The sequence below is a fragment of the Stenotrophomonas sp. 364 genome, assembly GCF_009832905.1.
GTDB lineage: Bacteria > Pseudomonadota > Gammaproteobacteria > Xanthomonadales > Xanthomonadaceae > Stenotrophomonas > Stenotrophomonas maltophilia_AP.
On the sequence record NZ_CP047135.1, the window covers coordinates 4,754,031 to 4,768,665 of the forward strand.

Genomic DNA, 14,635 nt, shown 5'->3' on the forward strand with positions numbered 1-14,635 from the left:
CGCAGTGGCCTAGAATCCGGGTTCCCCCGGATGGTGGTGTGCCATGTCTTCGCCCGAACCCTCAGCGGCTGCTCCCCGGAGTGGCCTTGTCGTACTTGCCCTGTTGCTGGTGTACGTGGTCTGGGGGTCCACTTACCTGGGTATCCGGCTGGCGCTGGAGGGCGGCGCCCTGCCGCTGACGATGGTGTCCGGTGCCCGGTTCATCATCGCCGGGTCGCTGATGTACGCGGTGCTGCGCTGGCGCGGGATGGCCGCGCCGACCCGCCGCCAGTGGCGCAACCTGGCGATCATGGGCCTGACCATGCTGGTGCTGGGCAACGGCATGGTGGTGCTGGCCGAGCGCACGGTGTCGTCGGGCCTGGCCGCCACGGCGGTGGCCTCGGTGCCGTTGTGGATGGCGCTGTTCGGGGCGATGCGCGGTACCCACGCCAGCCGCGGCGAATGGCTGGGCATCGCGATCGGGTTCCTGGGCGTGGTCTGGCTCAACGCCGGCAGCAGCCTGACGGCCTCGCCGCAGGGGCTGATCCTGCTGCTGATCGCGCCGATCGGCTGGGCCTTCGGTTCGGTCTGGGCGCGCGGGCTGGACCTGCCCAATCCGTTCATGACCGCCGCGGGGCAGATGCTGTGCGGCGGGCTGATGCTGGTGGCGCTGGGCGTGGCCACGGGTGAACGCCCGACGACGTGGCCGAGCATGAACGGTCTATTGGCGGTGGCCTACCTGTGCATGTTCGGTTCGATCGTGGCGTTCACGGCCTATGTGTGGCTGCTGCACAACGTGCGCCCGGCATTGGCGGCCAGCTATGCCTACGTGAATCCGGTGATCGCGGTGATGCTGGGCGCGTTGATCGGCCACGAGCGTTTCGGGCTGCATGACATCGCGGCGATGGTGGTGATTCTGGTCGGCGTGCTGGTGCTGACGCTGGCCCGGACGCGCGCGAAATGAGCGCGGTGTCGCAGCACAGTCTGCAGGAGCAACGGCGCGGTCTGGCGATCACGGCGTTTACGTTCACGCTGTGGGGGTTGGTGCCGGTCTACTGGCACCTGCTGCAGGCGGTGCCGTCGCAGCAGATCATCGCGCACCGGATCATCTGGAGCACGGTGCTGGTGGTGGCCTGGCTGCTGCTGAGCGCGGGGACGGGCTGGTGGAAGCAGATTGCGGCGCAGAAGCGGGCGCTGCCGACGCTGGCGCTGAGCAGTGTGGCGATTGCGTTCAACTGGGGGCTGTACATCTGGGCGATCAACGCGGGCCATGTGATCGAGACGAGCCTGGGATATTTCATCAATCCGCTGGTAAGCGTCGTGCTGGGGGTGGTGGTGCTGAAGGAGCGGCTGCGCGGGTTGCAGTGGCTGGCGGTCGGCTGCGCGGCGTTGGGGGTGGCGTGGCTCACCTACGACGCGGGCACACCGCCGTGGATTGCGTTGGGGCTGGCGTGTTCGTTCGGGCTGTACGGGTTGTTGCGGAAGCTGATTTCGGTGGACCCGGTGGCGGGATTGGGGGTGGAGAGTCTGTATCTGTTCCTGCCGGCGATCGGGTTTGCGGTGTGGAGCGAGAACGGGCACGGCGGGGGCTTTTTCAGCGGGTGGGGCTGGAAGAACGATGCGCTGCTGATTCTGGGTGGCGCGGTGACGGCGCTGCCGTTGATCGGGTTTGCCTACGGGGTGAAGCGGATTCCGCTTTCGCTGGTGGGGATCCTGCAGTACATCGCGCCGAGCCTGGGGTTGTTGCTGGGGGTGTTCTTCTTCCGTGAGCCGTTCGATGCGGCCAAGGCGATTGGCTTTGCGGCGATCTGGATCGGGCTGTTGTTGTTTATCGGTGACAGTGTGTGGCGGTCGCGGCGGGGGTAAGGTTTTTTAGGAGCTTTGAAGAGCGCAGAGCGTAGAGCCGAAGCCTTGGTTGGCGCGCGTGACGGGCTGGGCGGGGCTGGGTGGGCTCGCGGGACACGCCGCAAGTACGTCCGTGTAGGCTCCGCCACCGCATCCATGCGGTGGAGGGTCCCGCAATCCCACCCAGCCCCACCCCCGACGGTTGATCGGTAGCCATGGGCAAGCGAAGCAAGCAGGCCAGGCACAGGCAATTGATACGAGGTAGGGTCGGTTCCCAAACGACTGCCGATATCGTTGGCCGGCGCGGCGAACGCATGCTGCCCATCGAAGAAGGCCCTGGCCACACAACAATTTCAGCCAAGAACGCACATGGAAACAACGTGCTGTTGCTCCAGATGTTTCTGTGAGAACCGCAATGTGTCTTGGGCTGGTGGGAGTGGGGTGGCGGGACCGTTGGGCGCCATGGGTCCGGCGCATGCGCCGGACGGGTTGGGCAGGACGCCCAACCCCGGTCTTGCCGTTTGTGCAGGACTGCACAAACGAGCAAGGCGCCCACGAGCCTCCAGGGATGGATTTACGGCGTGTCCCGCCACCCCACTCCCACCGGCCCAGCCCGAAGAACGCACGGGCCCGCATAGCTTTTGATCTTGCCCTGGCGACAAAAAAAGGCGGCGCCCGAGGGCGCCGCCTTACTTCCATTCAACGGCTTGGAGAGAGTAAGCCGTGGATCAGAAACGCTGCTGGTACTTCATGTACATGTAACGGCCGATGTCGAAGCCACCGTAGTAGGTGAAGCTGCTGTTCGGCTGGCTGTACATGATCGGACCCTGGTGGTCGAACACGTTGTTCATGCCCATCGAGATGGTGCCGTTCCACGGCAGGATGTAACGCATCTGGATGTCATGGAAGGTGTTCGAACCCACCTTGTTGATGCCCTGGTTGCCGGTGTACGGCGAGCTGAAGCCCGGGTTGCTGCACTCGGTGGCGAATGCGCAGTTTTCCTGCATGCCCGAGTAGTAACGTGCCGTCCAACCCAGGCCCAGATTGCCGTACTGCCAATCCAGGTTCAGGTTCGAGCGCACGCGGAAGTTGCCTTCCCAGCCCGTGTACTGGCGTACCGGCGTGGTGTCGACGTTGTCGTTCTTGCGTTCCAGGTAATCCACATACGTGGTGTTCCAGGTGATCGCGAACTTGCCGATCGCCATTTCCGGCAGGCGGTAACGCACCGAGATGTCATAGCCGGCCGTTTCCTGGTAGCCGGCGTTGAGCAGGGTGCGGTCCAGGCTGCTCACCTGACCGATCGTCTTGCCCGACTTGCTGCGGGTGAAGCGGCTGCAGGCCGCGTCCACGCCCTGCACGTAGCACTGGTTGAGCATGTCCGTGGCCGACTCACCGACGATCACGTCGTTGATGCGGATTTTCCACCAGTCCAGGCTCAGGTCCAGGCCCGACACGAACTCCGGGCTGTACACCAGGCCCACGGTCCAGGTCTTGGCGGTTTCCGGCTTCAGTTCGGCGTTGGAGCCGGAGGTGAAGTCGGTACCACCCTGCTGGCCCGGCACCGTGGCGGCATTGCCGTCGGCGGCGAGCTGGTGGAAGTTGGCCGGAACGCCCTTGGCCAGGCAGCGTGCCAGCACCTGCGGGTTGTTGGCCGCGGCGCCGAAGGTCATGTCGCACGGGTCGGTGTACGAATCACGCGTGGTGACCGTGCCGCCGTACAGATCTTCCACCGTCGGTGCGCGGAAGCCGGTGCCGTAGGTGGCGCGCACCAGCAGGCTGTCGATCGGCTTCCACTTCAGACCGAACTTGGTGTTGGTGGTCGAACCGAAGTTGCTGTAGTCCGAGTAACGGGCAGCCATGTCCAGCGACAGCTCGCGCGCGAAGGCCATGTCGGCCAGGAGCGGCACCTGCACTTCCAGGTAGGCTTCGTTGAGCGAGTAGTCGCCGCGGGTCGGCTGGCCGGAGGTGCCGGCAATCTGGCCCTTCTGCACCATCATGTCCGGGTCGTAGCTGGCTTCTTCGCTGCGGTGCTCGAAGCCCATGGCGCCCATGATGTCACCGGCCGACAGGCTGAACAGCGAGCCGGAGATGTTCGCGCTGGCCACCTTGGTGGTGCTCTGGATCTTGTCGGTGAAGCGGGTGAACAGGAAGTCCTGCACGTCCTGGTTGCCCAGTGCACCCGGGCCGGTGTAGCCCATCGGCGCCAGCGGGTTCCACGGCGTGCAGCCGGCGATCACGTTGCCGACGCTGCCGCAATGGGCCACGCCGTTGGCATCCAGGAACGACGGACCGACCGACTGGTTGACGTTCGGCTGGTACATGCTGCCCGTACCGATGCGCTCGCCTTCGTTGCGGTTGTACATGTAGCTCACGTTCCAGTCCCAGTACCGCGAACCGGTTTCGAAGCTGCCTTCCACGCCCACGCTCGCGCGCTTGGTGGTCAGGTTGTTTTCGGTGGCGCGGGGCAGTTCTTCGGTGCGGTGCGCGAACGCCACGTCACGGCCGAACGGGTTGAACGCGCTGTCCTTGGACAGCAGCGCACGCGAGCCGGTGCTCTGGTACGGGTAGCCGGCCAGCTGCTTGGTCGACTCACGCTCGGTGTACAGCGCGTCGGCCACCAGGCGCAGGTTGTCGTTGATCGAGAACCCACCGTTGGCGAACACCGACTTGCGCTGCAGGCCGGTGAGCAGGCTCATGTTGGTCTTGGTGTTGGCGTCGTTGGCCTTGTTGGCCGGCGTGAAGTTACCCAGCACGGTCGGGTCGCCGCCCGGGCCCACGCTCAGGTTCTTGCCATCGACAGTGGCATAGCCCCACGGGGTGACGCCGCTCAGGCCGTCGGTCGGGTGGCGCGGGCCGTTCGGGTAGGCGGTGAACTCACGCGCGCTGCCCAGCACGGCATCTTCGTCGGAGTACTCGCCGCCGACGGTGACCCAGCCACGGTCGAAGGTCTTGCCAAAGGTGGCGCTGTAGCCGGTCTTCTGGCCGTCGCCTTCGCTGTACTGGCCGACGTAGGCGTTCACTTCCGCGCCGTCGAAGTTCTTGCGGGTGATGATGTTGACCACGCCGGCGATGGCGTCCGAGCCGTACAGCGCCGAGGCACCGTCGGTCAGCACCTCCACGCGGTCCACGATCGAGGACGGGATCGAGGCGAGGTCGGAATAGCCGGCGGCGGACACGCCCATGCGGCGGCCGTCGATCAGCACCAGGCTGCGTTCCGGGCCCAGGTTGCGCAGGCTGACGTACATGCCGCCGAAATCGCGGCCCGACTCCAGCGAGTTGGCGCGGCTCATCGCCGGCGCACCGGCGGCGGTGACGTCCTGCAGGATGTCGGCGACGTTGACGTAGCCCTTCTTCTCGATCTCGGCGCGGTTCAGCGCGACGACCGGCTGGGCGCTCTCGACGCTGGCCTGGCGGATGCGCGAGCCGGTGATTTCAATGCGATCCAGATTGGTGGTGCCATCAGTGGCGGTCTGGGCGAAGGCAGGGGCACTGCAGCTGGCAACAAGCGCGATGGCAATCGCGTTGCGCAGCGGGTGGGTCTTCAAATACATCCGTGCGATATCTCTTTTCAGGAAAAACAAGCGCCCTTGCGGGCGACGTGGGAAACAACATCACGACGCGGGGGGCGGGAGTCTAATGACTTTTCAAAATTTTTACTTTCACTTGAAAGCATAAAAACCGCTAAAAATGAACGATGGCTGACAAAATCGCGGGTTCGCGAACTATCTTTTTGTAATGCATGCCGTCGTGACTGCAGCGCATCGCAACGATGCAGGCAGAGGCACCGATAACGGCGATGCACCCTGCAACTTGAGTGCCTGCAGACGCGCACGACGACAAGCGTTCAGCGTCCGCCACCCGGTAGAGCCACCCCATGGGTGGCTACGCAAAAAAGTTCTTCTCCCATCTGAGGGAAGCGTCTTGTTGCAATGGCCGTTGCAGAGTGAGCACGACGGGACGCGGGTCGCCGGATGTGCAGGCGCCGCGGCTGGCGTCTCCGATCGGTGAGGTCGCGAGCGTGAGGGCCCCGTAGCAGCCGGTAGGCCCCTGGCGCAAATGTCCCCCGGCCGCCGGGCGGCCTCCTCCTTTATTTTGCCCAGGAGCCTACCGGCTGCTACGGGGCTCGGCTTGCGGTGCGCAGGTGGACGCCACGTTTTTTGGAAGGCTGTCGGTGGGTCGGGCGCTGGGCGCCGATGCCCTTAGAGGCGAAATAAAGGGGGAGGGGGCGGCCGCAGGCCGACGCCGGAGGACATTCGCCGGAAAGGGTATCGGGGCCCAGCGCCCGACACGCCGACGGCTGCGCTTGGAAAGCGCCAATGCACGTTTTTGCCTGGCCCGCAGATGGGCGAAGAACCAAAAAAAAGAACCGCACCCTTGCGGATGCGGTTCGTGGCCTGCTATCGCGTGTGCGCAAACGCGCGCGCGGGTGCCTCTATTGCGGTGTCAGGTTTCGCGCAGTGCCGTGGTGATCGGCAGACGTGCTGCACGCAGGGCCGGAAACAGGCCACCCACCAGCCCGATGCCCAGCGCCCACTTCAGCCCCGTCCACAACAGCTGCGGCGACACCTGGAACTGAAACACCACCTGGCTGAAGTTGTTGCCCAGCGTGGACACGGTGTAGTTGTTGAACACCAGCCATGCCACCAGACCGCCGAGCAGACCGCCAAGCAGGGCCAGCAACATGGTTTCCAGCATTACCGCCGTCACCACCGGCAGGCCACGGAACCCGATCGCGCGCATGGTGGCGATCTCACGTGCGCGCGTGGCCACGGCCGCATACATCGTGTTGAGCGCGCCGAACACCGCGCCGATGGCCATGATCGTGCCGATCACCGTGCCCAGGATGCTGATCAGTTTGCTCAACCCGCCGGACTGCTTGCTGTAGTACGCCCGGCTGGTTTCCACGTCCAGCTTCAGCCGCGGGTCGGCCTCCATCGCCGCCTTGAAGCGGGCGAACCCGGCCGTGCCGTCGGTGCGCACGTTGACCGACTGGTAGGCACTGCGGTTGTAAGTGGTGGACAGGGTCTGGGTGTCGGCCCACAGCTCGGACTCGTGCACGTCGTTGGAGGCGAACACGCCCACCACCGTCCAGTCCTGCTTGCCCAACTGCAGGGTCTTGCCCACCTCCAGGCCCTCGAACTGGGCCTTGGCCCCCTTGCCCACCACGATCTCGCGCAGGCCGGGTTTGAAGCGGCGGCCTTCAATGATGCGGATCGTGTTGCGCACTTCCCAGGCTTTGTCGCCGACCCCGCGGAACTGCACGTTGGTGTCGCTGTGGTCGCTGCGCGAGAGCAGGCTGATCACCTGCGACAGCTCGGCCGACACCAGCGGCTTGCCATCGGTACCACGGGCCACCCCGGGCAGGCTTTGGATCAGCGGCAGCTGGTCACGCATGATCACCGAGTTGGTCTCGGCCTGTGAACCACCGCGCAGCACGATGGCCACGTCGTCACTGCCGCTGCGGTTGAGCGTGGCCTTGAAGCCGTCGCCCATTGCCAGCATCGCCACCAGTACCCCGACCACGCCGGCAATGCCGACCACGATCACCGACGAGGCGCCCCACCGCTGCGGCAGGCTGGCAATGCCGATGCGCGCGGCCGCCAGCGACAGCCGTCCGCTGCGGGTCAGCAGCAGCCAGGCGGCCAGTGCCACCGCGATAACCAGCACCGCCGGCCATGGCAGCACGATCCAGACCCCCAATGCCACCGCCAGCAGCAGCACGGTCAACACGTTCCACATCCAGTGCGTCTTCATGGGGGCTCCTCAGCGTCCGGCCAGTGCGTCGACGATCTTCAACCGCTGCGCGCGCAATGCCGGCAGCAGGCCCACTACCACGCCGATGACCGCCATCAGGCCCAGCGCCATGGCCCAGGTCTGCACCGGTACGCCCGGCAGGCTGATCATGCCCTGGCTGTTGGCGCTGATCGCCGGCATCAGGATGGCGGCCAGACCCATGCCGATCAGCCCGCCCAGCACGATCAACAGCACCGACTCCACCATCACCAGCACCAGCACGGTGCCGTCCTTGAAGCCCAGTGTCTTGAGGATGGCCAGTTCCGGAATGCGTTCGCGCACCGCTTGGGCCATGGTGTTGCCGGTCAGCAGCACCAGGGTGAAGAACACCGCGGCCATGATTCCGGTGACGATCAGCCCGATGTCGGCGAACTGCTTGGCGAATGCCTGCGAGAACGCCGCTTCGGTCTGCGACTTGGTTTCGCGGTCGGAATTGAGGGACAGCGCATCGATCGCCTGGGCCACGCGCGAGGCGTGGGCCGGGTTGTCCAGCTGTACGGTGTAGAAGCTGACCTGGTTCTTGATGTAGTCGTTGGACTCATCGAAGTAACTCCAGTGCAGCAGCAGCTGGTTCTCGGCGCCGGCGTTGTTGCGGTCCTTGGCCCGGTAGATGCCCACCAGTTCCAGCGGCCAGTCATTGCTGCCCTTGCGCGGGAAGATGGTGGCCTGCATCGGAATCGTATCGCCGAGCTTCCAGCCGAAGCGCTTGGCCAGGGTCTCGCCCACGATGGCGCCGGTGCGGGTGTTCTTGAACGCCTCGGCCTGCGCCGGCGGCAGCTCGAACTCCGGGTACAGGTCCATGTAGTTGTCCGACACCGAGAAACTGGGGAAGAAGTTCTTCGGGTCCTGGTAGATGCCGCCGAACCACATCGCGTAATTCACCTTGCGCACGCCCGGGGTGGCTTCGATGTCACGCAGCAGGCGCAACGGCAGGCTTTGGGTGATCGAAAGCTTGGAGGACACCACCAGCCGCTTGGCGCCTTCGATGGTTTCGCCCCCGGAGTTGAACGCCACGCGCACCGAATCGAGCATGCCAAACAGCAGGAACGCGGCCACCACCGACAGCAGGGTCAGCAGCGTGCGTGTCTTGCTGCGGAACAGCTGGGCCCAGACCAGCGAGAAGTACTTCATCGCGGCATCCTCCGTCAGTGGGCCGCTGGCGCGCTGGCCAGTTCGCCCTTGTCCAGGTGCACGGTATGGGTGGCGTACTCGGCGGCCTTGGGGTCGTGGGTGACCATGATGATGGTCTTGCCGTGCTCGCGGTTGAGCTGCTGCAGCAGGCCCAGGATCTCCTCGGCCGACTGCCGGTCCAGGTCGCCGGTGGGTTCGTCGCAGATCAGGAAGGTGGGGTCGGACACGATCGCCCGTGCGATCGCCACGCGCTGCTGCTGGCCGCCGGACAGTTCATTGGGGCGGTGGCTGCGGCGGTCGGCCAGGCCCACCAGGGTCAGCGCGATCTCGGCATTGCGTTTGCGCTGGGCCGCGCCCAGGTGGGTGAGCAGCAGCGGCAGTTCCACGTTCTTCTGCGCGGTCAGCATCGGCATCAGGTTGTAGAACTGGAACACGAAGCCGACGTGGTGGCTGCGCCAGGTGGACAGCTGGCCGCCACTCATGCGGTCGATGCGTTCGCCTTCGATCTCGATTTCACCGTCGCTGGGCGTGTCCAGCCCGCCGATCAGGTTGAGCAGGGTGGTCTTGCCCGAGCCGGACGGCCCCATCAACGCGACGAAATCGCCGCGCTGGATGTCCAGGTCGATGCCGTGCAGCACCTGCACCTTCTCGGGGCCACGCTGGTAGGTCTTGGTGATGTTGCGGAGCGAAACCAGGGTCGACATGGACGGTTCTCCGTGGATCAGGGCGAATCGAGGGCGGCGCGGCATGCGGCATGCGCCTGCCTGCGGCGGAATGAGGGCCGGGCCCGGGTGGGATGCGCGGTGGCAGACAGCGGCCCGCCTGCGCGCCTGCTCGGCACGGGTAGCGCACGTTCGAGGCCGCGCGCGGTGGCGCGCGGGTCATACACTGCGTCGCGCCGCCCAGCGGGGCGGCACGGCTTACTGCTTCGCTTCCACGACCTTGCCGCCGTCCTTCAGCTCCGCCGGCGGGTCCAGCACTACCACCTCGCCCGCGCTCAGCCCCTGGCTGACCTGGCGGTCGGTGTTGAGCGTGGCGCCGGTGGTGACCGCGCGCTGTTCCACGCGCTGGTCGTCCTTCACCACGAAGGCCACGGTTTTCTGGTCGCGCTCCACGAGGGCGGCCGCCGGCACGCGCACGCCCTTGGGCGCGGCGGCCTGCGCCGGCTGTGCGGCCTCGAGGAAGCTCACCCGCACGCCCATTTCCGGCACGATGCGCGGGTCTTTCACCTTCAGCGCCACGCGTACCTTGACCGTGGCCTTGCCGCGGTCAGCGGTGGGAATGATGGCAATCACCTCGGCCGGAATCTTCCAGTCCGGGTAGGCGTTGAGCGTGGCTTCGACCGGCATCTTCGGTTGCACGCGGCCAATGAACGACTCGCCCACCTCCACTTCGATCTCCAGCGACTCCATGTCCACGATGGTGCCGATACCGGTACGGGTGAAGCCACCGCCGGCCGACAACGGCGACACGATCTCGCCCGGCTGCGCAGCCTTGGCGGTGACCACGCCGGAGAACGGCGCGCGCACGGTGTTGTTGTCCACGCCCAGGTCGGCGATGGCCAGGGCGTCGTTGGCCACCTTGGTATTGCGTTCGGCGGTGCGCAGCTGCGCGCGCAGGCTGTCACGCTGGGAAATGGCCAGGTCGTACTGCGAGCGGGACACCAGCTGCTGGCCCACCAGCGTCTGCAGGCGGCCGGCTTCGGCGTTGGCCTGCGCCACCTGCGCCTGCAGCCCGGCCAGCTGGCTGCGCGCGGCCTCCAGCTGCGAGGCCGACAGGCTGCGCTGGGCGTTGGCATCGATCGGGTCGAGCGTGGCCATCACCTGGCCTTCTTCCACCCGCATGCCTTCTTCGATCATCACCTCGCGCACCTTGCCGGTGATCTTGGCCGACACCGTGGCCATGCGTCGCGCCACCACGTAGCCGCTGGCATCGAGCACCGAACCGCTGGCGCCGCCCTGCTGGATGGCCACCACCGGTGCGGTCGTCACCTCGATCGGACGTTGCCGGCCGAACACGAACCAGCCGATGGCAGCGAGCAGCAGCACGGCGACGATGGCCAGCCCGATCCACAGCCCACGGCGGGGCGCGGACGGCGGCGGGGTCGCCTTGCGGTCGATGCGGAGTTCCTTGAGCAGTTCAGCGGATGCGTTCATCGTGAGTCTGGACGGGGAATCGGGACGAGTGTGACCGCAACGGCGGCCGGGGACAAACCGGCACCGGGCCGGGAGGTGCACAGCATGCCCGCCGACCGGGGGCCACGGCAGTGACAGCTGTCACCTGCTTGCGCTGACGGTGGCCACTGGGATCGGCCCCGCCGCGGCGCGACGCTGTGCCGAACCCGTCACGGAGTGTCCCGATGTCTGTTTCCTGCCCGACTGCCCTGGCCACGCTGCGCGATGCGCAGGTGCATTACGGTGCTGTCGCCGCGCTGCAGGGCGTGGGTTTTTCGCTGCAGCGTGGCGAAGTGCTGGCCCTGCTCGGCCGCAACGGCGCGGGCAAGAGCACCGCGATTTCGGTCCTGCTGGGCCTGCGCGCCCTCGATGCCGGCCACGCCGAGCTGCTGGGCGGCGATCCACAACAGCGTGCCAGCCGGCGCGGTATCGGGGTGATGCTGCAGAGCACCGCGCTGCCGCCGGTGCTGCAGGTGGACGAACTGATCGCGCTGGCGAGCGCCTGCTACGACGACCCGCGCCCGCTGGCCGAGTGCCTGGCACTGGCCGGGCTTACCGACCTCGCGCGACGCCGTTACAGCCAGCTGTCCGGTGGCCAGCAGCGCCGCGTGCAGTTCGCCATCGCGCTGTGCGGGCGGCCGCAGCTGCTGTTCCTGGACGAGCCCACCACCGGCCTGGACATCCAGGCCCGGCAGGCGCTGTGGCAGGCGATCCGGCAGCTGGCCAGCGAAGGCTGCGGCGTGCTGCTGACCACCCACTATCTGGAAGAGGCCGAAGCGCTGGCCCAGCGCGTGGTGGTGATCGAACAGGGGCGGGTACTGGCCGATGGCCCGCTGGCGCAGTTCCGCCATCAGCTGGCCCCGCGCCGGATCCGCTGCCGCAGCGCCCTGGAAGCCGACGTGCTGAAAACCTGGCCCGGGGTGCGCGAGGTGCAGCGCGATGGGCTGCGCCTGCACCTGCTGGCCGAACCGGCCGAGCCGGTGGTGGCGCGGCTGCTGGCCGAAGACCCGCAGCTGCAGGAACTGGAAGTACACGGCGGCGGCCTGGCCGACGCCTTCGTCGAACTGACCCGGGAGGCCGCATGAACACCCTGACGACCGTAACGACCACGCGCCCGCGCGCGTCCACCTGGCGGATCTACCGCGTTGAAGCGCTGTGCGAACTGCGCCGCGCCTGGCGCACGCCCGCCTTCGCAGTGCCGTCGCTGCTGTTCCCGGTGCTGTTCTATGCGCTGTTCGGCATCCTGCTAGGGCGCGGCAACGCGCCGCAGTACCTGCTGGCCACTTACTGCGTGTTCGGTGCGATGGCCCCGGCGCTGTTCGGCTTCGGCGTGCAGCTGGCGCTGGACCGCGAAGGCGGCCTGCTCACGCTGAAGCGCGCGCTGCCGTTGCCGCCGATGGCCCCGTTGCTGGCGCGGCTGCTGATGGCCGTGCTGTTCGCGCTGCTGGTGGCGCTGGTACTGCTGGGGGTGGCGGCCCTGGCCGGGGTGGGCCTGGCGCCGGGCATGGTGCTGCGGCTGCTGGCCGTGGCCGCGTTCGCTGCGCTGCCGCTGGGCGCGATCGGGCTGTGGATCGGCAGCCATGTCAGTGCCAGTGCGGCCCCGGCGGTGGTCAACCTGGTGTACCTGCCGCTGGCGCTGCTGTCGGGGCTGTGGCTGCCGCTGTCGATCCTGCCGCCCGTGTTCTCCACACTGGCCCCGCTGTGGCCCACCTGGCACCTGGCCCAGCTGGCGTTGCCGGCGGTGGGCCTGCCGGCCCAGGGCAGCACGTGGGTGCACATCGTGGTGTTGCTGGCGGTCACCGGCGTAGCGCTTGGGCTGGCGCGGCGGCGCCTGCGCCGGGTTGGCTAAGCGGCGGACGAAACTGGCATGATCGCGCCTGACCGCCCCGCCCTGGAACCGCCCGTGTCTTCGCGCTGGATCGCCTCGCTGCTGCGCCCCGCGCCGGACTCGTCGGTGGCCGACAACCTGCGCCGCGGCAAGCCGGCCTGGGCCGATGCCGTGCATCTGCTGTGGAGCGGGTGGGTGTTTTTCACCCCGATCTTCGGCACTGGCTACACGCTGCGCTGGCTGTGGCTGACGTTGCTCACCTACCCGCTGTTCCTGGCGCTGTACGGCCGCCTGCTGCTGGCCCCGCGCCACCATGGGCCGCGCTATGCGCTGGCGATGGTGGCGATGGGGCTTTCACTGCTGCCCTGGTACCCCGCAGGCATCAGCTACTTCATCTTCGGCTGCGTGATGATGCGGGTGTGCCGGGAAACCGGTCTCTGGCGCTACCTGGTCCAGCTGCTGGTGCTCAACGCACTGTTCGTGGGCATTGCGCTGTGGGTGGGGTACCCCTGGCAGCTGGTGGTGTGGATACCGTCGATGGGGCTGATCATCGGCATCATCGTCAACGTGGAGAGCATCAACAAGGACCGCGACGCGGCGCTGCAGCTGTCGCAGGAGGAAGTGCGCCGGCTGGCCGCCACCGCCGAACGCGAGCGCATCGGGCGCGACCTGCACGACCTGCTGGGGCATACGCTGTCGTTGATCACGCTGAAGCTGGAGCTGTCGCGCAAGCTGTTTGATCGTGATCCGGAGGCCTCGCGCCGCGAAGTGACCGAAGCCGAAGCGATCGCGCGCCAGGCTCTGGCCGAAGTGCGCAGCGCGGTTACCGGGATCCGCGCCAGCGACCTGGCCGCCGAGCTGGCCTCAGCGCGCCTGTTGCTGGAATGCCAGCACGTGCACCTGCACTACGCGCCGCCGCCGCCGATGCCGCCGGAGGTGGAGCGCGGGTTGTCGCTGGTGCTGCGCGAGGCCGCCACCAATATCGCCCGGCACGCGCAGGCACACCAGGCCTGGATACGCTTTGAACAGGAAGGGCGCAGCTTGCTGATGGAGATACGCGATGATGGCCGCGGCGGCGTGCACGCCGACGGCAATGGGTTGGGGGGCATGCGCGAACGCGCCAGTGCATTGCACGGCACGCTGGTCGTGCAGTCGGTGAAGGGCGAGGGCACCTGCGTAACGGTGCGCGTTCCGCTGCCGGCAGCCACCGCGGCGGTGGCCGCGTTGCCGACCGACCTGTCAACGGCACCGTCGCTGCCCGCGGGCGGGTCGGCATGATCCGCATCGTATTGGCCGAAGACCAGGCGATGGTGCGCGGCGCGCTGTCGGCGCTGCTGGGCCTGGAGCCGGACATCGAGGTGCTGGGCAGCGCCGCCGATGGCGAGGTGGCCTGGCGCATGCTGCAGCAGCTGCAGCCGGACATCCTGGTGACCGACATTGAAATGCCCGGCCTGTCCGGGCTGGAGCTGGCCCAGCGCATCGCGCGCCAACAGTTGCCGATCAAGGTGGTGATCGTGACCACCTTCGCGCGCTCGGGCTTCCTGCGCCGCGCACTGGATGCCGGCGTCTGCGGGTACCTGCTCAAGGACGCGCCGGCCGAACGCCTCGCCGATGCCCTGCGCCAGGTGCAGCGCGGCGGACGCGCGATCGATCCGCAACTTGCGCTGGATGCGTGGTCGCAGGCCGACCCGCTCAACGACCGCGAACGCCAGGTGCTGCGCCTGTCGGGCGACGGGCGTTCGGCCAGCGAGATCGCCAGCCAGCTGGGCCTGTCGCACGGCACCGTGCGCAACTACCTGTCCGAGTGCATCGGCAAGCTGGGCGTGGCCAACCGCATCGAAGCCTATCGGCTGGCGCGGCAGAAGGGCTGGCTGTAGGCGAGCGG

11 protein-coding genes are annotated in these 14,635 nt (G+C 67.2%); 6 read left to right on the top strand and 5 right to left on the bottom strand.

The window, feature by feature from the left end; genetic code table 11:
- Positions 1–43: 43 nt before the first annotated feature.
- Positions 44–943: a drug/metabolite exporter YedA gene (gene yedA, locus GQ674_RS21110; protein WP_159499041.1), complete on the top strand. Its 900-nt coding sequence runs from the start codon at positions 44–46 to the stop codon at positions 941–943.
- Complete coding sequence (gene rarD, locus GQ674_RS21115) at positions 940–1,845, top strand: EamA family transporter RarD (RefSeq protein WP_159499043.1); 906 nt, start codon at positions 940–942, stop codon at positions 1,843–1,845. The genes yedA and rarD overlap by 4 nt, the downstream gene beginning before the upstream one ends.
- A 707-nt stretch (positions 1,846–2,552) precedes the next feature.
- Here the strand turns inward: rarD and GQ674_RS21120 are convergent.
- The 5 genes from GQ674_RS21120 to GQ674_RS21140 form a co-directional block, all read right to left on the bottom strand.
- A complete protein-coding gene (locus tag GQ674_RS21120; protein ID WP_159499045.1) occupies positions 2,553–5,375 on the bottom strand; it encodes a TonB-dependent receptor in 2,823 nt (940 codons plus the stop codon).
- Positions 5,376–6,267: 892 nt separating this feature from the next.
- On the bottom strand, positions 6,268–7,578 hold the full coding sequence (locus tag GQ674_RS21125) for an ABC transporter permease (protein WP_128096778.1): 1,311 nt from the start codon (positions 7,576–7,578) through the stop codon (positions 6,268–6,270).
- Between the two features lie 9 nt (positions 7,579–7,587).
- Entirely contained in the window at positions 7,588–8,748 is a 1,161-nt protein-coding gene (locus tag GQ674_RS21130) for an ABC transporter permease (RefSeq protein ID WP_128096779.1), read from the bottom strand.
- A 14-nt stretch (positions 8,749–8,762) separates the two neighbouring features.
- A complete protein-coding gene (locus GQ674_RS21135; protein WP_038691046.1) occupies positions 8,763–9,452 on the bottom strand; it encodes an ABC transporter ATP-binding protein in 690 nt (229 codons plus the stop codon).
- A 216-nt stretch (positions 9,453–9,668) separates the two neighbouring features.
- Complete coding sequence (locus tag GQ674_RS21140; protein ID WP_159499047.1) at positions 9,669–10,904, bottom strand: efflux RND transporter periplasmic adaptor subunit; 1,236 nt, start codon at positions 10,902–10,904, stop codon at positions 9,669–9,671.
- 203 nt (positions 10,905–11,107) lie between these two features.
- Between GQ674_RS21140 and GQ674_RS21145 the strand changes: the two genes are divergently transcribed.
- The 4 genes from GQ674_RS21145 to GQ674_RS21160 are packed head-to-tail and all read left to right on the top strand — an operon-like array spanning position 11,108 to position 14,627.
- A complete protein-coding gene (locus GQ674_RS21145; protein ID WP_159499049.1) occupies positions 11,108–12,007 on the top strand; it encodes an ABC transporter ATP-binding protein in 900 nt (299 codons plus the stop codon).
- Positions 12,004–12,771, top strand: a complete 768-nt coding sequence (locus GQ674_RS21150; RefSeq protein ID WP_159499051.1) for an ABC transporter permease — start codon at positions 12,004–12,006, stop codon at positions 12,769–12,771. The genes GQ674_RS21145 and GQ674_RS21150 overlap by 4 nt, the downstream gene beginning before the upstream one ends.
- An 18-nt stretch (positions 12,772–12,789) precedes the next feature.
- Positions 12,790–14,028: a sensor histidine kinase gene (locus GQ674_RS21155; protein ID WP_159499053.1), complete on the top strand. Its 1,239-nt coding sequence runs from the start codon at positions 12,790–12,792 to the stop codon at positions 14,026–14,028.
- The gene (locus GQ674_RS21160) at positions 14,025–14,627 is read left to right on the top strand and encodes a response regulator transcription factor (RefSeq protein ID WP_159499055.1); all 603 of its coding nucleotides are present in this window, start codon (positions 14,025–14,027) and stop codon (positions 14,625–14,627) included. The genes GQ674_RS21155 and GQ674_RS21160 overlap by 4 nt, the downstream gene beginning before the upstream one ends.
- Positions 14,628–14,635 lie beyond the last annotated feature (8 nt).